The following is a 21,260-nucleotide window of genomic DNA, read 5'->3' as shown; positions in this document are numbered from 1 at the left end:
GACCCACCCGACAGGTTGGACGGCGCGTAAGGATGCGCGACTGGCAAATCACACATTAAGAGGACTGAGTAAGTGCACACAACCAAGATAGTGACGATGGCCCTGGCTCTGGGGTTGGCAAATGTGGCTCAGGCAGCCCCTGTGGTCCACTTTTACAACTGGTCCGACTATATCGGCGAGACCACCCTCAGCGACTTTCAGCGGGCGACCGGGATCCAGACCGTCTATGACGTGTTTGATTCCAACGAAACCCTCGAAGGCAAGCTGCTGACCGGACGCACCGGTTACGATCTGGTGGTGCCCTCCAACAATTTCCTGGCCAAACAGATCAAGGCGGGGGCCTTCCAGAAGCTGGATCCCGCTCTGCTGCCCAATCTGGCCAACCTGGATCCCGTGCTGCTCAAGCAGCTCGACAAGGTGGATCCGGGTCATCAGTACGCCGTGCCCTATCTGTGGGGCACCAACGGCATCGGTTACAACATCGACAAGGTCAAGGCCGTGCTGGGGGTCGACAAGATAGACTCCTGGGCCGTGATCTTCGAACCGGAAAACATGCAGAAACTGGCCCGTTGCGGGGTCGCCTTCCTCGACTCGGCAGACGAGATGATCCCGGCGGCGCTCAACTATCTGGGGCTCAACCCCAACAGCCAGGATCCGGCGGATCTCAAGCGCGCCGAGGAGCAGCTGCTCAAGGTGCGTCCTTACGTGGCCTATTTCCACTCCTCCAAGTACATCGGCGATCTCGCCAACGGCGACATCTGCGTGGCGGCCGGTTTCTCCGGCGATATCCTGCAGGCGGCGGCCCGTGCCGACGAAGCCGGCAAGGGGATCAAGATCGCCTACAGCATACCGAAGGAGGGGGGCAACCTCTGGTTCGACATGATGGCGATCCCGGCCGATGCCACCAACGTGAAAGAGGCGCACGCCCTCATCAACTACGTGCTGCAGCCCGAGGTGATTGCCCAGATCAGCAATCATGTGGGCTACGCGAACCCCAACGCCAAGGCGGGGGAGTTTATGGAGGAGCATGTGCGCAATGACGAGTCCGTCTATCCACCCCAGGCGGTGCTGGAGCGGTTGTATGTGCAGCAGGCACATCCCCGCGCGGTGCAGCGCCTGATCACCCGGAGTTGGACCAAGATCAAGTCCGGAACCTAACCTTGGCGCCCATCCCGGGGCGCCAGACTGTTTTACGGATCGGCCCCGGCCGGTATTACCTTTGGGAGTTTGGTAATGGCGATAGCCTCCAGTGCCTACAAGAAAGCCCTCGAGGGCAGCCAGCAACGCAAAGAAGTGCTGGTCAAGATAGACAGGGTAAGCAAGCAGTTCGATGAAACGCTGGCGGTCGACAACGTGTCCCTCAACATCCACAAGGGCGAGATCTTCGCCCTGCTGGGCGGGTCCGGCTCCGGCAAGTCGACCCTGCTGCGGATGCTGGCGGGGTTCGAGCGCCCCACCGAGGGACGCTTGTTCCTCGACGGAGTCGACATCACCGACATGCCGCCGTACGAGCGCCCCATCAACATGATGTTCCAGTCCTACGCCCTGTTCCCCCACATGACGGTGGCGCAGAACATTGCCTTCGGCCTCAAGCAGGATGGCCTGCCCAAGGCGGAGGTCGATGCCCGGGTGGAGGAGATGCTCAAGCTGGTGCAGATGACCCAGTATGCTCGCCGCAAGCCGCATCAGCTCTCCGGTGGCCAGCGCCAGCGGGTGGCACTGGCGCGCTCCCTGGCCAAGCGGCCCAAGCTGCTGTTGCTGGATGAGCCCATGGGGGCGCTGGACAAGAAGCTGCGTTCCCAGATGCAGCTCGAACTGGTCGAGATCATCGAACGGGTCGGGGTAACCTGCGTCATGGTGACCCACGACCAGGAAGAGGCGATGACCATGGCCGAGCGGATCGCCATCATGCACCTTGGTTGCATCGAACAGATCGGCAGCCCGATGGACATCTATGAAACCCCGGCCAGCCGGCTGGTGTGCGAGTTCATCGGCAACGTCAACCTGTTTGACGGCTTGCTGGTGGAGGATGAGCAGGACCACGCCACCATCGCCTGCGCCGATCTGGAGCAGCCCATCTATGTGGGCCACGGCATCAGCTCCCGCGCCGAGAACAAGAAGGTCACCTACGCCCTGCGGCCGGAGAAACTGCTGATGAGCCTGCAAAAGCCGGTGGAGATCGAGCATCCGGACTTCAACTGGACCAAGGGCGAAGTCTATGACATCGCCTATCTGGGCGGTCATTCGGTTTATCACATCCAGTTGCCTTCGGGCAAAATCGTTCAGGCTTTCATCGCCAACGCCGAACGCCACGGCAAGCGGCCGACCTGGGATGACCAGGTGTTCCTCTACTGGGAAGATGACAGCGGCGTGGTGCTGCAATCATGATGGCATTGAGACGACTGAAGGCACTGGGGGGCGGCAGCTGGTGATCGGCATCCCGTTCTTCTGGCTGTTCCTGTTCTTCCTGCTGCCCTTCATCATAGTGGTGAAGATCAGCTTCGCCGAAGCGGACGTGGCGATCCCGCCCTACACCGACGTGGTGAGCTGGGCCGACGATCAGCTCACCATCTTGCTGCACATGGGCAACTACCTGTTGCTGCAGGAGGATGAGCTCTACATCGCGGCCTATCTCGGTTCCCTCAAGATGGCCTTCATCAGCACAGTGCTCTGCCTGCTGATCGGCTATCCGATGGCCTACTCCATCGCCCGGGCCAACAAGGAGACCCAGACCGTTCTGCTGCTGCTCATCATGATGCCGACCTGGACCGCGATCCTGATCCGGGTCTACGCCTGGATGGGCATTCTCAGCAACAACGGTCTGCTCAACAGCCTGTTGATGGGCATCGGCCTCATCAACGAGCCGCTGCAGATCCTCAACACCAACCTGGCGGTCTACATCGGCATCGTTTACTCCTACCTGCCGTTCATGGTGCTGCCGCTCTACGCCAATCTGGTCAAGCACGACCAAAGTCTGCTGGAGGCGGCCTCCGACCTCGGCGCCCGCAACCTGACCCGGTTCTGGCAGATCACGGTACCGCTTTCCAAGAACGGCATCATCGCCGGCTGCATGCTGGTGTTCATCCCGGTGGTGGGCGAGTTCGTCATTCCGGAGCTGCTGGGCGGCCCCGAGACCCTGATGATCGGCAAGGTGCTGTGGCAGGAGTTCTTCAACAACCGTGACTGGCCGGTGGCGTCCGCCCTGGCGGTGGTGATGCTGGCGGTGCTGATCATTCCAATCATCCTGTTCAACCGCAACCAGGCCAAAGAGCTGGAGGGTAAAGTATGAGGCGCTTTGGTTTTGCCAAGCTGATGCTGTGGCTGGGGCTGCTGTTCATCTACCTGCCGATGATCATCATGGTGATCTACTCCTTCAACGCCTCCAAGCTGGTGACGGTATGGGGCGGCTGGTCGCTGAAGTGGTATTTCGGCCTGCTCGACAACAAGCAGTTGATAGGTTCGGTACTGCGTTCGCTGGAGATCGCCTTCTATACCGCGATTGCGGCGGTGGCGCTGGGGACGGTGGCGGCCTTCGTGCTGACCCGGATCCCGCACTTCCGTGGCCGGACCCTGTTCGGCGGCATGGTGACGGCGCCGCTGGTGATGCCCGAGGTAATCACCGGTCTCTCCTTGCTGCTGCTATTCGTGGCCATGGCCCAGCTGGTGGGCTGGCCCGCCGAGCGGGGCATGGTGACCATCTGGATCGCGCACACCACCTTCTGTACCGCCTATGTGGCGATTGTGGTGTCGGCCCGCCTGCGGGAGCTGGATCTCTCCATCGAGGAGGCGGCCATGGATCTGGGGGCCAAACCCTGGAAGGTGTTCTTTCTGATCACCATCCCGATGATCGCCCCCTCGCTGGCAGCGGGTGGCATGATGTCGTTTGCCCTGTCGCTGGATGACCTGGTGCTGGCGAGCTTCGTCTCCGGCCCGGGCTCGACCACCCTGCCGATGGAGGTCTTCTCGGCGGTGCGGCTCGGGGTGAAACCCGAGATCAACGCGGTGGCCAGCCTGATCCTGCTGTCGGTGTCGCTGTTCACCTTCGGCAGCTGGTATCTGATGGCCAAGGCGGAGAAACGTCGCCGCGCCGAGATCGCCATGACCACCCAGATGCAGGCAGTCGCCTGACCTCGTGTTAAGATCCGCATTCTCTCGTCAATCCGGAGGATGAGAATGCGGATCTCCATCTTTAGCGGCCAGGGTACCGAGCTGGTTCCCGGCCTTGTCAGCGCCATCCACAAACAAGCCACCTCCATACCGCTCTGGTGCGGTGCCAATGGTCTGGCTGGCGACGAACAGTGCGACCAGCGCCACCATGGCGGCCCGGATCGGGCGCTGCACTACTATCCCGCCGATCACTACCCCTGGTGGCACAACTGGCAGACGGCGCTGGGTCTGGCGGCCCCGCGTACCCCCTGGCAACCGGCCGCCTTCGGCGAGAACCTCTCCGGGGTCGGGCTGACCGAGGAGCAGGCCTGCATCGGCGATGTCTATCGACTCGGCGAGGCGCTGATCCAGATAAGCCAGCCCAGATCTCCCTGCTTCAAGCTCAACCAGCGTTTCGGTTATGGCCAGATGTCGCAGGTGATGCAGCTCAGCGGCCGCTGTGGCTGGCTGCTGCGGGTGCTGGAGGAGGGGATGGTGATGCCGCAGGAGCGGTTGGAGCTGGTGGACAGGCCCTACCCTGAGCTGACGGTAAAGCGCACCGCCGACATCCTGTTCAACCAGCTGCGCAACGAGGCGGATCTGCTGTTGCTGCTGGAAAATCCGGCTCTCTCGCCCAACTGGCGCAAGCATGCGGCAGACTGGTTGGAGCATGGTGTGGTCGCTGACTGGCATCGCCGCTTGCTCGGCCCGGCCGAATTCCAGCTCACTTCGTCATAAGCGTTGCAAGGCCATTTTTTGACCGCTTACGGTTCAGGACGGATGGAACTGACGAATAGTTGAGCGAACAGCCATTTTTTTCCTTCCAAACGCAAAAAAGGCTTGTGTCGAGTCGGGGCTTTCGGTAAATTCCCGTCCCGCAGACATCGGTGTGTAGCGCAGCTTGGTAGCGCACTTCGTTCGGGACGAAGGGGTCGGAGGTTCGAATCCTCTCACACCGACCACATTAGAAAAGGCCGCTCAATAGAGCGGCCTTTTCGCATCTGGCGTTTGCGCAAGTGGAGGGCGATATTCAGGCTTGCTAGGGCAACTGCAATGCTCTCTGTCTCTCTGTCTCTCTGTCTCTCTGTTTCATCCGTCTCGTCAGTTCCGTTGCCCGGCGCAGGGCAATAAAAGGGCCACCGCTCGGTGGCCCAGGTTGGAGTCTGATCCTGACTCCGGCACTCTAGATTGTGGCAATCTCTGGTTGGGTTCTGTCTATGGTGCCCTCCTTGCGCGCCAGGCGCCTGTTAGATATGCCAGTGCTGATGCCGCAATGCCTTGAAGCCATGCTGAGGTTGCAAGGCCGCGTGCTTGGGGTACTCACTAATGAAATGTTCGATTCCCTCCATCAGTTGCTCACGTAATGAAGACACGGGCTCATGCCAGGCTTGCAGGCATAAATGGCCGGGGATCAGCTGCTCCTGATAATCTTCCAGCAGCTGTTCTGGCCAGGGCTCAATACCGGAATTGCGTTGCAGCAAATAGTGGGCGGCGGGTTCACGGGCATAGATGAACTGAATTTGGGCCAGGTCGCGTTGGCTTAGCGTTTGACTGTTGATATGACAAGTCAGGTATTTTCCCGTCTTCAGGTCCAAGAAGTGACCGCGTTGCCGACAGGCTATGATGCGATACCAAGGCAGGGGCGAACAGAGAGAGTATCCCTCAAGCTCCTGTTCCAGCCAGTGGCGACACTCGGGTGTCTGCACCTCGTCGAGCATGGACTCGAGCTGCCTCAACAAGGTTCTGGATGGTTTGGTGGCCAGTTTCGCACTCATCGCCTGCAATCCTCCCTCTGCATACAATCCCGACTTTCAGTATGAACCTGGTGGCGGCAGAGGGGGTAAGGTTTCTAATGATTAAAATCAGATTAGCGGTGTGGTTTTTATGCAATAGGCTGGCTCAGCCCACCAGGTAGGTGCCGGTACCGAAGGCGATATGAGTCCCTTCTTCGTTGTGCAGTTCCATGCGGGCAACCGCGACCTTGCTGCCGGCCCGGATGATGTGGGCGGTGGCGATGAACTCGTTGCCACGCCCCGGCCGCAGGTAGTCCACCCGCAGATCGATGGTACCGAGGCGGGAGAAGCGCTCCTTGAGGTGGCTGGGGGAGAAGTCTTCCAGCTCGTCGATGCAGGAGGCGGCGACTATCATGCCGCCGGCCACATCGAGCAGGCTGGCGGTGACGCCGCCGTGCAGGATGTTGTGGAAGGGGTTGCCGATCAGCTTCTCCTCCATCTTGATGCGCAGCTCCACCTTGTCGAAGTCGTAGTGGGTCACCTGCATGCCGATCAGCTTATTGAACGGCATCCTCTCGGCGAACAGGTTGGCAATGCCACTGAGCGCCATCTTCTTGAGCATCTGTTTCATTCCTTGAGTCCGATCCCTGGCAGTACGACCGAGTAAAAACTCCAGCCAGTCTGCAACACTTCCTTAACAGTCGCAATGGCAGGTTTATTGTGGGCGGCGGCTGCTTTAGAATGGCGACCCCAAAGGAGAGCCCATGACCGCCATTGCCGAAACCCTGCCTGACCCCCAGCCAGAGAATCCGCTTGCCCTGCTGCAGGCGGTGTTCGGCTATCAGCAATTCCGGCCGGGCCAGCTCGAAATCATCGAGCAGATCGTGGCGGGGCGCGATGCGCTGGTGCTCAAGCCGACCGGTGGCGGCAAGTCGCTCTGCTACCAGATCCCTGCGCTGTTGCGGCCCGGGCTCGGGGTGGTGGTCTCTCCCCTCATTTCGCTGATGAAGGATCAGGTGGACAGCCTGCGCGCCAACGGCGTGGCGGCGGTCTACATCAACTCGGCACTGAGCCGGGAAGAGATGATCCAGAACTTCGCCGCCATGCGGCGCGGCGAGATAAAAATCGTCTACGTCTCCCCCGAACGCCTGCTGCAGCACGAGTTCATGGATCGGCTGGCGGAGCTGCCGCTCGGCCTGTTCGCCATCGACGAGGCGCACTGCGTCTCCCAGTGGGGGCACGATTTTCGGCCGGAATACGCGGCGCTGGGCCGGCTCAAGCAGTGGTTCCCGCAGGTGCCCGTGGTGGCGCTCACCGCCACCGCCGACGAGGCGACCCGCAGCGACATGCTGCATCGACTGGAACTCCACGATCCCTTTATCCACACCGCCAGCTTCGATCGGCCCAACATACGCTACAGCCTGGTGGAGAAGTTCAAGGCGGCGGAGCAGCTGCTGCGCTACGTGCAGAGCCAGAAGGGCAACTGCGGCATCGTCTACTGCTCCAGCCGCAATCGGGTGGAGGAGGTGGCCGAGCGGCTCTCCCGCCACGGCTGCAAGGCGGCTCCCTATCACGCCGGCCTGCCGCTCGAGCTGCGCCAGCGCACTCAGGAGTCCTTCCTCAAGGACGACATAGAGATAGTGGTGGCGACGGTGGCGTTCGGCATGGGTATCGACAAGCCCAACGTGCGTTTCGTGGTGCACTACGACATCCCGAAGAACATCGAGTCCTATTATCAGGAAACCGGCCGTGCTGGCCGTGACGGTACCCCGGCCGAGGCGCTGCTGCTGTACGATCCCGCCGACATCGGTCGGGTGCGCCGGCTGCTCGACAACATCGAAAACCCCCAGCAGTTGCAGGTGGAGCAGTACAAGCTCAACGTGATGGCGGCCTTCGCCGAGGCGCAGACCTGCCGCCGCCAGGTGCTGCTCAACTACTTCGGCGAGTACAACGACAAGCCGTGTGGCAACTGCGACATCTGCCTCGATCCGCCCCAGAGTTATGATGGCACCGAAGACGCCCAGAAGGCGCTCTCCTGCGTCTGGCGGGTGGGACAGAATTTCGGGGTGGGTTATGTGGTGGAGGTGCTGCGCGGTTCGCTGAACCAGCGCATCAAGGACCACGGCCACGACAAGCTGTCGACCTACGGCATCGGCAAGGATCAGAGCCACGAGTACTGGATGAGCGTGATCCGCCAGCTGATCCACAAGGGGCTGCTGACCCAGAACATCACCCGCAATCTTGTGCTGCAGCTGACCGAGGCCGCCCGTCCCGTGCTGCGCGGCGAGGTGAAGCTGGATCTGGCGGTGCCGCGCCTGCAGCCCATCTCTAGCCGCAAGGAGAAGCGCAACGGTCTGCTCGACAACGCCAACTACGACAAGCGGCTGTTCAAGGAGCTGCGCGCCCTGCGCAAGCAGATCGCCGAGGATGAAGAGGTGCCGCCCTACGTGGTGTTCAACGATGCCACCCTGGTCGAGATGGCGCAGCTGATGCCGATGACCGAGGCGGAAATGCTGGCAGTCAACGGCGTGGGTCACCGCAAGCTGGAACGCTTTGGCGAAGCCTTTATGGACCTGATCATCGACTACTGCCGTCGGTAAAAGGTTGGTGAAGTGGGTGCGTCGTCAATGGGAGGCGCCCGTCTGCCGGGCGCGCCGGGTTATTTGAGGCTGGAGTAATAGGCCGCCAGATTCTCCATGTCCGCATCGGTGAGCGGCGCCATGAAGGGCACCATCAAAGGCTCCTTGCGGCTGCCATCCTTGAAGGCCTTCAGCTGTTTCACCAGATAGGCGGCGTTTTGTCCCGCCAGATGGGGATAGCTGGGAATAAGAGCCTTGCCTTCAACCCCGTGACAGGCGGCGCAAACGGCGGCCTTGGCCTTGCCTGCCTCGACATCGGCCGCCTGGGCCGGCCCCCATAACAACAGCAACAGGGGCAGGGCGCCCAACCATCTTTGCATCTTCTTCTCCTTGAAATGAAATAGCGCATCGTCCGTTAGCCAGTGCTGGCCGACGGCGGTATAAAGAGTGACACGAGCATACGCAGGGACGAACCGCACCACCATGAAGCTGATCAACACTTTTGCCACCGAACTGCCCTGGGCCTGTGAGCCCGTCGCACCCCAGCCATTGCATGCTCCCGGCCTGCTGCACCTCAACCGTGCGCTGCTCGGCGAGCTGGGGCTGGGGGCGGTGAGCGAGACCGACTGGCTGGCCTGCTGTGGCCATGGGCAGCCCTTGCCCGGCATGCAGCCGGTAGCCCAGGTCTATGCGGGCCACCAGTTCGGCGGCTACAGCCCACGTCTTGGCGATGGCCGTGCCCTGCTGCTGGGAGAGCAGCAGGCGCCGGATGGCAGCCGCTGGGACCTGCACCTGAAAGGGGCGGGCAAGACCCCCTTCTCCCGTTTCGGCGATGGCCGCGCTGTGCTCCGCTCCAGCATTCGCGAGTATTTGGCCTCCGAGGCGCTGCATGCCCTCGGTATTCCCACTACCCGGGCACTGGTGCTGGTGGGCAGCCAGGAGCCGGTCTACCGCGAGCAGGTGGAGACGGGCGCGACCGTGCTGCGTACCGCCCCGAGCCATCTGCGCTTCGGCCACGTCGAGTATTTCGCCTGGAGCGGGCAGGGGGAGCGGATCCCGGCCCTTATCGATTATCTGCTGCGCCACCATTTCCCCGAGCTGGCCGATGGTGCCGAGCTGTTTGCCGAAGTGGTGCGCCGCACCGCGCGGCTCATCGCCAAGTGGCAGGCGGCAGGCTTCTGCCACGGGGTGATGAACACCGACAACATGTCGCTGCTCGGGCTGACGCTGGATTACGGGCCATACGGCTTTATCGATGCCTATGTGCCGGACTTTGTCTGCAACCACTCGGATCCGGGCGGTCGCTATGCGCTGGATCAGCAGCCCGCGGTCGGTTATTGGAACCTGCAAAAGCTGGTGCAGGCGCTGGCCGACCACGTCGATGGGGACGCGCTGGCTGCGGCCCTGGCCCAGTACGAACACCAGTTGATGCTGCACTATTCCGAACTGATGCGGGCCAAACTGGGGCTGGCGGTGTGGGAAGACGATGATCCGGCGCTGTTTCGCGAGCTGTTCCGGCTGCTGGTGGCGCACGGGGTGGATTACCACCTGTTCCTGCGCCGTCTCGGTGAGGTGACGCGAGAGGGAGCGTGGCCTGCCAGCCTGCTGGCTCTGTTGCCGGATCCTGCCGCTTGGCAAGGGTGGCTTGAGGCCTATCGGGCGCGCCTCGCTCGGGAAGGGTGCGAGGATGGCGTACGCAAGGCGCAGATGGATGCGGTCAACCCCAAGTATGTGCTGCGCAACGCGCTGGCCCAGCGGGTTATCGAGGCCGCCGAGCAGGGTGACATGGTACCGTTCGAACGGCTGTTTGCGGCCCTGCAGCACCCCTATGATGAGCAACCCGAATACGAGGAACTCGCTACTCTGCAACCGGCATGGTATTGCGGTGGCGAGCTCTCTTGCAGCAGTTGAGGAGCAGCAGATGAACTGGCGTATCGCGCAAATAGACAGGGACGCCGGGGTGGTGACGCTGGTAAACCCTGCACTCGACTGGGACAGCTTTCCGACCCTGGCCGAGGCGCTGTTGCAGGAGTGGGAGCTGGTGGCGCTCGAGCGGGAGTGCGGTGCCGATCGTCACAGCTGGTTGCTGGAGTTCGAGGGGAGCCGCTTTCGGCTCGAATACGAACACTACAGCGGCTGCTGGCTGGCGGCGGAGCAGCCGGCCGATGCCGAGGTACTGCTCTGGCTGGCTCGTCAGCATCAGGGCTGAGCAGGCGCAGCAGCCTCAAGCAACCGCATAAAGATTGAACTATCAGTGTGGGGGCGTATAATCTCGCCCCTCAATTATCGCCAATGGTGGCGGTATGGGTTCCCTAACCCCATTAACCAAAAAGGTCACAATATGAATCTGACCCCTGCTCAGCACCAGACGGCGCTGGTGCGCCTCTCGTTGTTCCACATCCTGATCATTGCCAGCAGCAACTACCTGGTGCAGCTGCCGATCACCATTTTCGGCTTCCACACTACCTGGGGTGCCTTCAGCTTCCCGTTCATCTTTCTGGCCACCGACCTGACGGTGCGGATCTTCGGTGCCGGTCTGGCGCGCAAGATCATCCAGACCGTGATGCTGCCGGCGCTGGCTATCTCCTATGCCCTGTCGGTGCTGTTCTTCGAGGGCAGCTTCCAGGGCGTCGGCAACCTGGCCGAGTTCAACCTGTTCGTGGCGCGCATCGCCCTGGCCAGCTTCATGGCCTATCTGGTGGGCCAGTTCATGGACGTGGTGGTGTTCAACCGGCTGCGGCTGCTGAAAGCCTGGTGGGTGGCACCGGCAGCCTCCACTTTGTTCGGCAACCTGGTAGATACCATCGCCTTCTTCACCATCGCCTTCTGGCGCAGCACGGATCCCTTCATGGCCGAGCACTGGGTCGAGATCGCGACCGTGGACTACGTGTTCAAGCTGCTGATAAGCCTGGGATTGTTTGTGCCGCTCTACGGCGTGCTGCTGCGTTATCTCAGCCGCAAGCTGGTGGGTGAGGCCGGATTGGCCGGCCTGCAAACGGCGACGCGACAAGCCTGACGAGATTGACCACCCCCAGGGGTGGTCAATTTTTTTGCATTTTTGGCAAATAAGGGTTGCCAAGTTAAATGAGAATGATTATTGTTAACTTGTTTTCCGGGAAAGACTTCATTCGTTCCAACGTGATGGACTTCTTGTGAAGGCACGACATTGCTCACATTGCTTCCAGTTAAGGGGCCAGTTTTTACTGGCCCTCTTTTTTTGCGTGTTTTCGGCCAGCGACGGGCATAAAAAATGGGAGCCTTGGCTCCCATTTTTACTCTGCTCTGCTTACTCGATGTCGAGCGCATCGGGGGAGAGGATCACCCCTGTGGTATCGGCGTAGAGATGGTCGTCCGGCAGGAAGGTGACGCCGCCGAAGTTGACCGGCAGATCGGTCTCGCCCACGTCCTTGCTGTCGGCACCCACTGGAATGGCTGCCAGCGCCTGAATGCCGATATCCAAGTCTTCCAGAATGTCGACCTCGCGCACGCAGCCGTAGCAGACGATCCCTTCCCACTCGTTTTCGGCCGCCGTGGTGGCGATCTCGCTGTCGATCAGGGCGCGGCGCATGGAGCCACCGCCATCGATCAGCAACACCCGACCGACGCCGTTCTCTTTGACGAGTTCACGGATCAGGCCGTTTGATTCGAAGCATTTGACTGTGGTGATGACGCCGCCGAACGAGGCGCGGCCGCCGAAGGAGCAGAGCATGGGTTCGAGTACATCCACCATGTCCTGATAGATGTCGCACAGTTCTGAAGTGTTGTATTCCATTGTGTCAAATCCACCGCTGGAAACAGGTGGGATCCAGTATAAGGAGTGGGACCGGCATTTCAATGAATATTCCTTGAACAACAACGGGGATAACGTTTTCCGCATAAGCTCAATGCAGTCCATCCCATGCTTGTGAGAGGTTCATCGTGCTGATCCGTCATAAATTGATCTTGAATACCGCGCTGGTCGCCGTTGCCATGCTGGTATTGAGCGGCCTGTTTCTCTACTCCAATCAGGTGAGTCGCCATCTGACCGAGGCCCAGCGCAACGTGGACGGGCTCGAGATCGCCATGCTCAACCTGCGACGGGCCGAGAAGGATTTCCTGATCCGCAAGGATCCGGCCTTCGTGACCCGCTTCAATGAGGTGCTGGCCAATTTTCACCAGCTCAACCAGACCCTGGGTCAGGATGACAACCTCAGTGCCGTGCAGGGCGAGCTGACCCGGCTGGATCAGCAGATGGGGGCCTATGGCAAGGCCTTCAACGATCTGGTGGCCCAGCAGCAGATCATCGGGTTGGGGCCGGAAGACGGCCTCTATGGGCGTTTGAGAACGGCAGTGCATCAGGTGGAAGATGGGCTCAAGCAGCTGGATGAACAGGGGCTGCTCATCACCATGTTACAGCTGCGGCGGGCGGAGAAAGACTTCATGCTGCGCTCCGATATCCAGTATCTGGAGCGCTTCCAGACTCTGCACAAGGATTTCCAGCAGCGGCTGGCAACCTTGCCGGAGGCTGATCGCGGCAAGCTGGAGCAGGCCAGCGAGCAGTACCGGCAGGACTTCGTCGCGCTGGTGCAGGGCATGCAAGTGCTGGGACTGAGTGAAGATGAGGGGCTGCGCAATGAGATGCGGGGCCTGGTGCATCAGACCGAGCAGGGCTTTACCGCCGTCGGCAAGCACGTCGCCGACGAGCTGGTACGGCAGACCTCGCGCCTCAATACCTTGATGCTGGTCTGCGGCGGCATCATCATAGTGCTGATCGGCATCATGAGCATGCTGCTGGGCCGCAGCATCGACCGCCCCATCTCGCGGGTGAACGACACCGTCAACCGCATCCGGCAGGACAACGACCTGCGCCTCAAGATAGAGCTGCAGGGGGCGGACGAGATGGCCCAGCTGGCAGGCAATCTGGACGTGATGCTGGGGGGCTTTCGCCACCTCATCGGCGACGTTAAGCAGAGCGTGCACACCCTGACCGAGGCGGCGGATCACCTCTCCGGCAACGTCCGCCGCACCAGCGAGGGGGCCGCTCGCCAGTTGCAGGAGACCGACATGGTGGCGACCGCCTCCACCGAGATGGGCTCCACCATAGAGGAGATCGCCCGCAACACCGAGCAGGCCGCCAACAATGCCCAGACTACCAACAACAAGGCGATGGAGGGACGCCGTGCGGTGGAGAACACCGTCAGCCAGATCCGCTCCCTGGCCGACAACCTGGAGAACTCCTCCCGTGAAGTGGCCCAGCTGCAACAGGAGAGCGAAACCATCGGTTCTGTGCTGGACGTGATCCGCGGCATCGCCGAGCAGACCAACCTGCTGGCCCTCAACGCAGCCATCGAGGCGGCGCGGGCGGGGGATCAGGGGCGCGGTTTTGCGGTGGTGGCGGACGAGGTGCGCAGCCTCGCCATCCGCACCCAGAAGTCGACCCAGGAGATCGCCGGCATCATCAGCTCGCTGCAGAAGCAGACCGGCAACATAGTGGGCATGATGGCAACCTGCCGCGAGCAGGGCAACAGCAGCTCGGAGCAAGCCAGCATGGCGGGCGAACTGCTGGAGCAGATCACTCAGGACGTCACCCACATCATGGACATGAGCACCCAGATTGCGGCAGCGATCGAGCAGCAGAGCCTGGTGGCCAACGAGGTGAACCGCAACGTCAACAACATCCGCGACATCGCCCAGGAGTCGAGCCTGATGGCGGAGGAGAACGCCAAGTCGAGCCACGGCCTGACCGAGCAGGCCAAGCTGCTCAACCAGGCGGTGGCCAAATACCGGGTGTAGCGGCCGCGCCGAATGAAAAAGGGAGCCATCAAGGCTCCCTTTTTACTGCCAAGCGGATTAAAGCAGGAACAGGGTGGCCAGCCCCAGGAAGATGAAGAAGCCGCCGGTGTCGGTGATGGCGGTGATCATCACGCTGGCACCCACCGCCGGGTCGCGGCCCAGTCGGCTCATGGTCATGGGGATGATGACCCCCATCAGGGCCGCCACCAGCAGGTTGAGGATCATGGCGAGCGTCATCACGCCCCCCAGCGCCGCATCCTGATAGAGCAGGAAGGTGGCGATGCCCATGATGCCGCCCCACACCAGGCCGTTGATCAGGGCCACCCCCAGCTCGCGCCACAGCAGGAAGGAGACGTTGCCTGTCTGGATATGCTGCAGCGCCAGCGCCCGCACTATCATGGTGATGGTCTGGTTGCCGGTGTTGCCGCCGATGCCGGCGACGATGGGCATCAGCGCCGCCAGCGCCACCAGCTGGGAGATGGTGTGCTCGAACAGGCCGATTACCCGCGATGCCACGAAGGCGGTGCAGAGGTTGATGGCGAGCCAGGCCCAGCGGGTCTTGACCGCCTTGGCGACGGGGGCGAACACGTCTTCTTCCTCGCTGATCCCCCCCATGCGGCGCAGGTCGGTGTCGCTCTCTTCATAGACCAGGTCCACCACCTCGGCGACGGTGAGCCGGCCCATCAGCTTGCCCCTAGCATCCACCACGGCGGCGGAGACCAGGTCGTCCCGCTCGAAGGTGCGGGCGGCGGCCTCGTCGTTGTCTTCCGGATCGAAGGTGACCGGATCCTTCTCCATCGCGTCGCTCACCAGGGTTTCGGGCTTGTGCAGCAGCACGGCGGTGAGGGGCAGCTCCCCCTGCAGCCGGTTGCGCCGATCGGTGACGAACAGCTTGTCGGTGTTCTCGGGGATCTGGCCGCGCAGGCGCAGATAGCGCTGGACGGTGGCCAGGGTCACGTCGGGCCGCACCGTGATGAGCTCGAAGTCCATCATGGCGCCGACCGTGTGCTTGCCGTAGCGGATCACCTCCCGCACCTTGTCCCTGTCCACCGGCGCCATGGAGGTGAGCAGCCGCCCCATCAGGTTGCGGGGCAGGTGCTGGCCCAGGTAGATCTGGTCGTCGATGTCGAGGGTGCTCAGGGCGTGCAGCAGCTCCTTGTCGCTCATGCCGCTGATGAGGCTGTCCCACACCGTCTCCGACGCTTCCACCAGGATCTGGCCGTGCTTGTCTGCATCCACCTGCTGCCATAGCACGTGGCGCTCGTCCGGCGGCAGGGATTCCAGCGCATCGGCGATATCGGCGGCGGGCAGGCTGTTGACCAGCCGGGTCAGCTCGCTGGTCTGGTCCCGAAGCTCTGCGTCCTGCTCCCCTTGCGGGTCGAGCAGGCTCTCGGTGAGGGCATCATCAGCCAGCAGCAGCGTGAGGATGCGGGCTCTGTCGTGTTCACGCTGTTTGGCGCTGTTCTTGGGGGGAGGGACATGAAGCAGAATTCCTGAATTCGGTGATCCGGCGGACAGTCCCCATAGGATACCAGACTCAAAACAAGAGGTTATGACAGTAAATGCAGAAAAAGAAACGCCACCCGAGGGTGGCGTTGGAATGGATGCAGCGATCAGGCCGAAGCCAGGGCCGCGTCTGTGGCGCCTCCTTGCCCGAACCAGGCAAGCTGGTCCGCCAGGGTCACCACCGAACCCACCATGATGAGGGCCGGGCTCTCGACCCCCACCGCCAGCGCGGGCAACTGATCGAGGGTACCGCGAATGACCCGCTGGCAGGGCTGGGTGCCGCGCTCGATCAGCGCCACCGGGGTGTCGCCTGCCTTGCCGTGGGCCAGCAGTTGCTCGCGGATGGTGGCGCAGGATGAGAGCCCCATGTAGAAGACCAGTGTCTGCTTGTCTTTGGCCAGCAGCGGCCAGTCGAGATCCTGAGCGCCACCCTTGCCGTGGGCGGTGACGAAGCGCACGCTCTGGGCGTGATCGCGGTGGGTCAGCGGAATGCCGGCGTAGGCGGCGCAGCCGCTGGCCGCGGTGATCCCCGGCACCACCTGAAAGCCGATGCCGCTGCCGACCAGCGTCTCCAGCTCCTCGCCGCCACGGCCGAAGATGAAGGGGTCACCCCCTTCAGCCGCACCACCCGCTGGCCCTTCTTCGCCTCCTCCAGCAACAGCTGATTGATCCCCTCCTGCGGCACGCAGTGGTTGCCCGCCTGCTTGCCGACGAAGATACGTTTGGCGTCGCGGCGCACCAGCGCCATCACTTCGTCGGAGACCAGCCGGTCATAGACCACCACGTCCGCCTGCTGCATCTGGCGCAGGGCGTGCAGGGTGAGCAGGCCCGGATCGCCGGGGCCGGCCCCCACCAGCACCACCTCGCCACCGGTCTGGCTCTCGTCGGCAAACAGGCTGTCGGCCAGCTGATTGGCAGAGGCGCTATCGCCCCGTGCCAGTGCCTGCCCGAGCCGGTCCGCCCCGAGCAGCCGTTCCCAGAAGCGGCGCCGCTCGCCCATGCTGGCGAAGCGGCCCTTGACCCGCTCCCGCAGGCTGCCGGCGTAGGCCGCGACGGCGCCCAGATGCTGGGGCAGCAGGGCTTCGAGTTTTTCCCGCAGCAAGCGGGCCAGCACCGGGGCCTTGCCGCCGGAGGAGATGGCCACCATCAGCGGCGAGCGATCGATGATCGACGGCATGATGAAGCTGGAGCGTTTCGGGTCATCCACCACGTTGGCAAAGATCCGCGCCTGATTGGCGCTCTGGTAGACCAGGGCGTTCACTTCGCGCCGATCGGTGGCGGCCACCACCAGCCACTTGCCCGCCAGTTGCTGCGGCGCGAATTCACCGGCCAGCCACTCGACGCTGCCGTTGGCAGCCAGTTCCGCCAGTTCGGGGTCGAGCTCGGGCGCGACTACTGTGAGCTGGGCACCGGCATCCAGCAGCAGGCGCGCCTTGCGCTGTGCTACCTCGCCGCCGCCGACCAGCAGCACGGGTTTGTTGTCGAGTCGGCAAAAGATGGGCAAGTAGTCCATGGGGCCTCCTGATCAGGCGGTTTGGGTCTGGCTGGCAGTGGTGGTGGTCTCGCTCACCGCGACCGTGCGCTCAGCCTTGGGGGTGGCATACCAGTAGCCGAGGCCCATAAAGAGGGCGCCGGAGACGGTGTTGCCGAGGGTCACCCACAGCAGGTTGTGGCCGATGCCACCCAGGGTGTAGGCCTCGGAGTGGGCACCGAACCAGGAGAGGGCGAACAGGGTCATGTTGGCGACCGAGTGCTCGTAGCCGGAGGCGATAAAGGCCAGCAGGCACCACCAGATGGCGATGAACTTGGCGGCACCCTCGGTGCGCAGCGCCATCCAGATGGCGAGGCAGACCAGCCAGTTGCACAGCACGCCCTTCATGAACAGGGTCAGCGCCGGTGCCTGGGTCTTGGCCAGCGCCACCTTGTGCGCCAGGCTGCCCGCGTCCGGCAGCAGGCTGCCGCCGTAGGAGTAGATCAGCGCCACCGCGATGGAGCCGAGCAGGTTGCCAGCCCAGGTCTGCGGCAGGATGCGCAGCAGATCCCCCATGGAAATCTTGCCGGTCTTCACCCCGAAGGTGAGGAACATGGTGTGGCCGGTGAACAGCTCGGAGCCGGCGATGATGACGAGCGTCAGGGCGATGCCGAAGGTGGCCCCCATCACCAGCGGACGGATGCTCGGATCCACCAGGTTGCCCAGGGTGAAGATGAGGATGATGCCGAGGCCCACATAGGCCCCCGCCATGGCGGAGCTGAGCCAGAAGCCGAGCTTGTCGCTGCGCTCGAAGCGGTTGATGCGGGCCGCGTTGGCGGCGCACTTGTTGATGGTTTCGGTATACATCTTTGTTTCCTTCAAGAGGGCCGCCCGCGGGCAGCCCTGATATGCATGGTGTTAGACGGCGACCCAGACCTGCTGATCGCGTACTTCAACGGGATAGCTCTGCACCGACATGGCGGGGTTGTCGAAACAGTGGCCATCGCTCAGGCGAAAGCGCTGCTTCTTGAGCGGGCTGGCGACCCAGAGCTCGCCGTCGTGCTCGCAGATCAGGCCCCGCGACAGCACGTTGGCGGCGAAGAAGGGATCCCGGTTGTCGATGGCGAACACCTCGGCCGCCGCGCTCGGGCGGAACAGAGCGATCTGACGACCCTCGATCAGAGCGCAGACTCCGGTTCCCGGCAGGATGTCGTTGAGTTGGCAGGCAAGTTTCATCGCTTAATCTCCACCTCGAGTTGGATGGACTGGCTATCGAGCAGGGCGCAAACGTCCATGCAGCCCATCAGGATGCCGTTGGGTTGGCAGGCAAGTTTCATCATTTGGTTTCCACCTCGATCTGGTAGACGGGGATGCGCTCGGCCGGGGTCGCCGGTCGGTGCTGGTCGCGCTCGCTGACGAACTGAACGTCCGGATCGCGCTTGTCGCTGTTGATGAAGTGGCTGAAGCGCTTGAGCGCTTCCTTTTCGTTGAGGGTGCGCGACCATTCGCACTCGTAGCTGTCGATGAGGGTCTGGATATCGCGCTCCAGCGTCTCGGCCAGCCCCAGCTTGTCGTCGACGATCACCTCGCGCAGGTAGTCGACGCCCCCTTCCAGATTGCCGAGCCAGACCGAGGTGCGCTGCAGTTTGTCGGCGCTGGTGACGTAGAACATCATAAAGCGGTCGATCAGCTTGATGAGGGTCTCGCGGTCGAGGTCAGACGCCAGCAGATCGGCGTGGCGCGGCTTCATGCCGCCGTTACCGCCCACATAGAGGTTCCAGCCCGCGTCGGTGGCGATGATGCCAACATCCTTGCCCTGCGCTTCCGCACATTCGCGGGTACAGCCGGAGACGCCGAACTTCATCTTGTGGGGGGTGCGAATGCCCTTGTAGCGGTTCTCGAGGAAGACCCCGAGGCCGACGCTGTCCTGCACGCCGAAGCGGCACCAGGTGCTGCCGACGCAGGTTTTGGCCATGCGCAGTGCCTTGGCGTAGGCCTGACCGGTCTCGAAACCCGCCGCCAGCAGCTTGCGCCAGATGGCGGGCAGATCATCCTTCTGGGCCCCGAACAGACCGATGCGCTGGGCGCCGGTGATCTTGGTGTAGAGCTTGTAGTCGCGGGCCACTTCGGCCACCGCCAGCAGCCCTTCCGGAGTCACTTCACCACCGGCCATGCGCGGGATGACGGAGTAGCTGCCGTCCTTCTGCATGTTGCCGAGGAAGATGTCGTTGGTGTCCTGCAGCGGGATATTGCGCGGGCTCAGCACATGCTCGTTCCAGCAGGAGGCGAGGATGGAGCCGACGGTCGGTTTGCACACCTCGCAGCCATAGCCCTGACCGTGCTTGGCCAGCAGCTCGTCGAAGCTCTTGATCCCCTCCACCTTGACCAGATGGAACAGCTCCTGACGGGAGTGGGGGAAGTGGGCGCAGAGGTGGTTGTTGACCTCGATGCCCTGCTTCACCAGCTCGGCGTTGAGCACCTGACTGATAAGTGGCACACAGCCGCCGCAGCCGGTACCGGCCTTGGTGTGCTGCTTGATGGCGGCCAGGGTGGTGTGACCTTCGGCCACCGCCTTGGCGATGTCGCCCTTGGAGACGTCGAAGCAGGAGCAGATCTGGGCGCTTTCCGGCAGGGCATCTACCCCCAGCGTCGGCTTGGCACCGGCGTAGGTGGGCAGGATCAGGGTATCCGGGTGACTCGGCAGCGGCAGGGCGTTGAGCATCATCTGCAGCAGGTTGCCGTAATCTTCCACGTCACCCACCAGCACGGCGCCGAGCAATCGGCTGTTGTCCTCGCTCACCACGATCTTCTTGTAGACGCCGGCCTGATCGTCCTGAAACACATAGCTGTGGCTGCCCGGGGTGCGACCATGGGCATCGCCGATGGAGCCGACGGAGACGCCGAGCAGCTTGAGCTTGGCGCTCATGTCAGCCCCTTCGAAACGGCTGTCGCCGCCGAGCAGATGGTCGACGGTGATCTGGGCCATCTTGTAGCCCGGCGCCACCAGCCCGAAGAAGCGGCCCTGCCAGGCGGCGCATTCGCCGATGGCATAGATGTCGGGGTCTGAGGTGAGGCAGTGATCGTCGATGACGATGCCGCCGCGCTCGGCGATGGCGAGATCACCGTAACGGCCGAGGGTATCTTGCGGGCGAATGCCGGTGGAGAAGACCACCACATCCACTTCCAGCTGGCTGCCGTCGGCGAAAGCGAGGCGGTGCTTTGCCTGCTCGCCGCCATGCATCAGGATCTCGCTGGTGCTCTTGCTGGTGTGTACCTGCACGCCCATGGATTCAATCTTGCGGCGCAGCAGCTGGCCGCCCTGACCGTCGAGCTGCTCGGCCATCAGTACCGGAGCAAATTCCACCACATGGGTTTCGAGACCCAGTGCCTTGAGGGCGCCGGCGGCTTCGAGGCCAAGCAGGCCGCCACCGATCACCACCCCGCTCTTGCCGCTCCTGGCGGCGCTGCGGATGGCTTTCAGATCCTCGATGGTGCGATAGACGAAGCACTCGTGGTGCTGACTGCCCGCAATGGGCGGCACCCAGGGGTAGGAGCCGGTGGCCAGCACCAGCTTGTCGTACTCGACCACAGTGCCCTTGTTGGAGTGCACTTCGCGGTTGGCCCTGTCGATTTTTTTCACCGCTTCGCCGAGCAGCAGGCGGATGCCGTGCTTGTCGTAGAAACCGGGTTTGACGAGGGAGAGATCTTCGCTAGTGTGATGGGAGAAGTAGGAGGAGAGATGGACGCGATCGTAGGCGGGACGGGGTTCTGCACCGAAGACGGTGATCTCGTAGCGGCCCGGATCGGCCCGCTCGATCAGCTCTTCGATGAAGCGGTGCCCCACCATGCCGTTGCCCACAACGACCAGTCTGACTTTGCTCATAGTTGCCTCAAGTTTGGAGTAATAAAACATCATTCTGGGGCTAGGCTACCCAGTCGGCAGGGGTGGGCGATTGATGCAAATCAAGTGTCTATTTATATATCTCCTCAGGGGTAATTCGAGAAAATTCAACACTATACAAAAATAGGTATACCAGTTAATGATTTCTGGGC

17 protein-coding genes, 1 tRNA gene and 2 pseudogenes are annotated in these 21,260 nt (G+C 62.4%); 11 read left to right on the top strand and 9 right to left on the bottom strand.

Going from position 1 to position 21,260, the window contains the following annotated elements; genetic code table 11:
• Nucleotides 1-96: 96 nt before the first annotated feature.
• The 6 genes and pseudogenes from ACPDZI_RS20885 to ACPDZI_RS20860 all read left to right on the top strand — a co-directional run bounded on the left by ACPDZI_RS20885 (nt 97) and on the right by ACPDZI_RS20860 (nt 5,108).
• Complete coding sequence (locus ACPDZI_RS20885) at nt 97-1,158, top strand: polyamine ABC transporter substrate-binding protein (RefSeq protein ID WP_219255756.1); 1,062 nt, start codon at nt 97-99, stop codon at nt 1,156-1,158.
• 75 nt (nt 1,159-1,233) lie between these two features.
• On the top strand, nt 1,234-2,388 hold the full coding sequence (gene potA / locus ACPDZI_RS20880) for a polyamine ABC transporter ATP-binding protein (protein WP_011707795.1): 1,155 nt from the start codon (nt 1,234-1,236) through the stop codon (nt 2,386-2,388).
• Nucleotides 2,385-3,289, top strand: a pseudogene (locus ACPDZI_RS20875) (ABC transporter permease subunit). The gene potA and the pseudogene ACPDZI_RS20875 overlap by 4 nt, the downstream one beginning before the upstream one ends.
• The gene (locus ACPDZI_RS20870) at nt 3,286-4,128 is read left to right on the top strand and encodes an ABC transporter permease subunit (RefSeq protein WP_011707793.1); all 843 of its coding nucleotides are present in this window, start codon (nt 3,286-3,288) and stop codon (nt 4,126-4,128) included. The pseudogene ACPDZI_RS20875 and the gene ACPDZI_RS20870 overlap by 4 nt, the downstream one beginning before the upstream one ends.
• Nucleotides 4,129-4,173: 45 nt before the next feature.
• Complete coding sequence (locus ACPDZI_RS20865; RefSeq protein WP_411637542.1) at nt 4,174-4,884, top strand: MOSC domain-containing protein; 711 nt, start codon at nt 4,174-4,176, stop codon at nt 4,882-4,884.
• 147 nt (nt 4,885-5,031) lie between these two features.
• Nucleotides 5,032-5,108 (top strand) — tRNA-Pro (locus tag ACPDZI_RS20860).
• A gap of 285 nt (nt 5,109-5,393) precedes the next feature.
• On the opposite strand, the gene ACPDZI_RS20855 is transcribed toward ACPDZI_RS20860, so the two are convergent.
• Complete coding sequence (locus ACPDZI_RS20855) at nt 5,394-5,921, bottom strand: AbiTii domain-containing protein (RefSeq protein ID WP_076362147.1); 528 nt, start codon at nt 5,919-5,921, stop codon at nt 5,394-5,396.
• A 124-nt stretch (nt 5,922-6,045) separates the two neighbouring features.
• Complete coding sequence (locus ACPDZI_RS20850; RefSeq protein ID WP_049045446.1) at nt 6,046-6,510, bottom strand: thioesterase family protein; 465 nt, start codon at nt 6,508-6,510, stop codon at nt 6,046-6,048.
• A gap of 133 nt (nt 6,511-6,643) precedes the next feature.
• Between ACPDZI_RS20850 and recQ the strand changes: the two genes are divergently transcribed.
• Entirely contained in the window at nt 6,644-8,479 is a 1,836-nt protein-coding gene (gene recQ / locus ACPDZI_RS20845; protein ID WP_011707789.1) for an ATP-dependent DNA helicase RecQ, read from the top strand.
• A 59-nt stretch (nt 8,480-8,538) separates the two neighbouring features.
• Here recQ and ACPDZI_RS20840 read toward each other — a convergent pair whose 3' ends face one another.
• The gene (locus tag ACPDZI_RS20840; protein ID WP_168968240.1) at nt 8,539-8,838 is read right to left on the bottom strand and encodes a c-type cytochrome; all 300 of its coding nucleotides are present in this window, start codon (nt 8,836-8,838) and stop codon (nt 8,539-8,541) included.
• A gap of 103 nt (nt 8,839-8,941) precedes the next feature.
• Here ACPDZI_RS20840 and ACPDZI_RS20835 point away from each other — a divergent pair, with 103 nt between their 5' ends.
• The 3 genes from ACPDZI_RS20835 to ACPDZI_RS20825 all read left to right on the top strand — a co-directional run bounded on the left by ACPDZI_RS20835 (nt 8,942) and on the right by ACPDZI_RS20825 (nt 11,474).
• Nucleotides 8,942-10,369 (top strand): protein adenylyltransferase SelO, encoded by a 1,428-nt coding sequence (locus ACPDZI_RS20835; protein WP_438833722.1) that lies wholly within the window; start codon nt 8,942-8,944, stop codon nt 10,367-10,369.
• Nucleotides 10,370-10,379: 10 nt separating this feature from the next.
• Nucleotides 10,380-10,667, top strand: coding sequence for a DUF3630 family protein (locus tag ACPDZI_RS20830; protein ID WP_411637540.1), 288 nt, complete (start codon nt 10,380-10,382; stop codon nt 10,665-10,667).
• 132 nt (nt 10,668-10,799) lie between these two features.
• Nucleotides 10,800-11,474, top strand: coding sequence for a 7-cyano-7-deazaguanine/7-aminomethyl-7-deazaguanine transporter (locus ACPDZI_RS20825; RefSeq protein WP_011707785.1), 675 nt, complete (start codon nt 10,800-10,802; stop codon nt 11,472-11,474).
• A 270-nt stretch (nt 11,475-11,744) separates the two neighbouring features.
• On the opposite strand, the gene rraA is transcribed toward ACPDZI_RS20825, so the two are convergent.
• Complete coding sequence (gene rraA, locus ACPDZI_RS20820; RefSeq protein WP_005306574.1) at nt 11,745-12,230, bottom strand: ribonuclease E activity regulator RraA; 486 nt, start codon at nt 12,228-12,230, stop codon at nt 11,745-11,747.
• A gap of 146 nt (nt 12,231-12,376) precedes the next feature.
• Here rraA and ACPDZI_RS20815 point away from each other — a divergent pair, with 146 nt between their 5' ends.
• Nucleotides 12,377-14,230 carry a methyl-accepting chemotaxis protein gene (locus ACPDZI_RS20815; RefSeq protein WP_438833721.1) on the top strand — a complete coding sequence of 618 codons (1,854 nt, stop codon included), beginning with the start codon at nt 12,377-12,379 and terminating at the stop codon, nt 14,228-14,230.
• 57 nt (nt 14,231-14,287) lie between these two features.
• Here the strand turns inward: ACPDZI_RS20815 and mgtE are convergent, their stop codons facing one another.
• The 5 genes and pseudogenes from mgtE to nirB all read right to left on the bottom strand — a co-directional run bounded on the left by mgtE (nt 14,288) and on the right by nirB (nt 21,090).
• On the bottom strand, nt 14,288-15,718 hold the full coding sequence (mgtE, locus tag ACPDZI_RS20810) for a magnesium transporter (protein ID WP_438834601.1): 1,431 nt from the start codon (nt 15,716-15,718) through the stop codon (nt 14,288-14,290).
• Between the two features lie 125 nt (nt 15,719-15,843).
• Nucleotides 15,844-17,249, bottom strand: a pseudogene (cysG, locus tag ACPDZI_RS20805) (siroheme synthase CysG).
• A gap of 12 nt (nt 17,250-17,261) precedes the next feature.
• On the bottom strand, nt 17,262-18,074 hold the full coding sequence (nirC, locus tag ACPDZI_RS20800) for a nitrite transporter NirC (RefSeq protein WP_438833720.1): 813 nt from the start codon (nt 18,072-18,074) through the stop codon (nt 17,262-17,264).
• 51 nt (nt 18,075-18,125) lie between these two features.
• Nucleotides 18,126-18,443, bottom strand: a complete 318-nt coding sequence (gene nirD, locus ACPDZI_RS20795) for a nitrite reductase small subunit NirD (RefSeq protein ID WP_041202829.1) — start codon at nt 18,441-18,443, stop codon at nt 18,126-18,128.
• 100 nt (nt 18,444-18,543) lie between these two features.
• Entirely contained in the window at nt 18,544-21,090 is a 2,547-nt protein-coding gene (gene nirB, locus ACPDZI_RS20790) for a nitrite reductase large subunit NirB (protein ID WP_429044737.1), read from the bottom strand.
• Nucleotides 21,091-21,260 lie beyond the last annotated feature (170 nt).

Origin of the sequence: Aeromonas oralensis (assembly GCF_049665575.1) — a bacterium.
Taxonomy (GTDB): domain Bacteria; phylum Pseudomonadota; class Gammaproteobacteria; order Enterobacterales; family Aeromonadaceae; genus Aeromonas; species Aeromonas hydrophila.
The sequence above is the reverse complement of the archived record's forward strand: the minus strand, read 5'-3'. Positions and strand labels throughout refer to the sequence as shown.

Coding starts and splice junctions, on each gene's coding strand:
- ACPDZI_RS20885 (WP_219255756.1), top strand. CDS start 97: ATGGCCCTGGCTCTGGGGTTGGCAAATGTGGCTCAGGCAGCCCCTGTG.
- potA (WP_011707795.1), top strand. CDS start 1,234: ATGGCGATAGCCTCCAGTGCCTACAAGAAAGCCCTCGAGGGCAGCCAG.
- ACPDZI_RS20870 (WP_011707793.1), top strand. CDS start 3,286: ATGAGGCGCTTTGGTTTTGCCAAGCTGATGCTGTGGCTGGGGCTGCTG.
- ACPDZI_RS20865 (WP_411637542.1), top strand. CDS start 4,174: ATGCGGATCTCCATCTTTAGCGGCCAGGGTACCGAGCTGGTTCCCGGC.
- ACPDZI_RS20855 (WP_076362147.1), bottom strand. CDS start 5,921: ATGAGTGCGAAACTGGCCACCAAACCATCCAGAACCTTGTTGAGGCAG.
- ACPDZI_RS20850 (WP_049045446.1), bottom strand. CDS start 6,510: ATGAAACAGATGCTCAAGAAGATGGCGCTCAGTGGCATTGCCAACCTG.
- recQ (WP_011707789.1), top strand. CDS start 6,644: ATGACCGCCATTGCCGAAACCCTGCCTGACCCCCAGCCAGAGAATCCG.
- ACPDZI_RS20840 (WP_168968240.1), bottom strand. CDS start 8,838: ATGCAAAGATGGTTGGGCGCCCTGCCCCTGTTGCTGTTGTTATGGGGG.
- ACPDZI_RS20835 (WP_438833722.1), top strand. CDS start 8,942: ATGAAGCTGATCAACACTTTTGCCACCGAACTGCCCTGGGCCTGTGAG.
- ACPDZI_RS20830 (WP_411637540.1), top strand. CDS start 10,380: ATGAACTGGCGTATCGCGCAAATAGACAGGGACGCCGGGGTGGTGACG.
- ACPDZI_RS20825 (WP_011707785.1), top strand. CDS start 10,800: ATGAATCTGACCCCTGCTCAGCACCAGACGGCGCTGGTGCGCCTCTCG.
- rraA (WP_005306574.1), bottom strand. CDS start 12,230: ATGGAATACAACACTTCAGAACTGTGCGACATCTATCAGGACATGGTG.
- nirC (WP_438833720.1), bottom strand. CDS start 18,074: ATGTATACCGAAACCATCAACAAGTGCGCCGCCAACGCGGCCCGCATC.
- nirD (WP_041202829.1), bottom strand. CDS start 18,443: ATGAAACTTGCCTGCCAACTCAACGACATCCTGCCGGGAACCGGAGTC.
- nirB (WP_429044737.1), bottom strand. CDS start 21,090: ATGAGCAAAGTCAGACTGGTCGTTGTGGGCAACGGCATGGTGGGGCAC.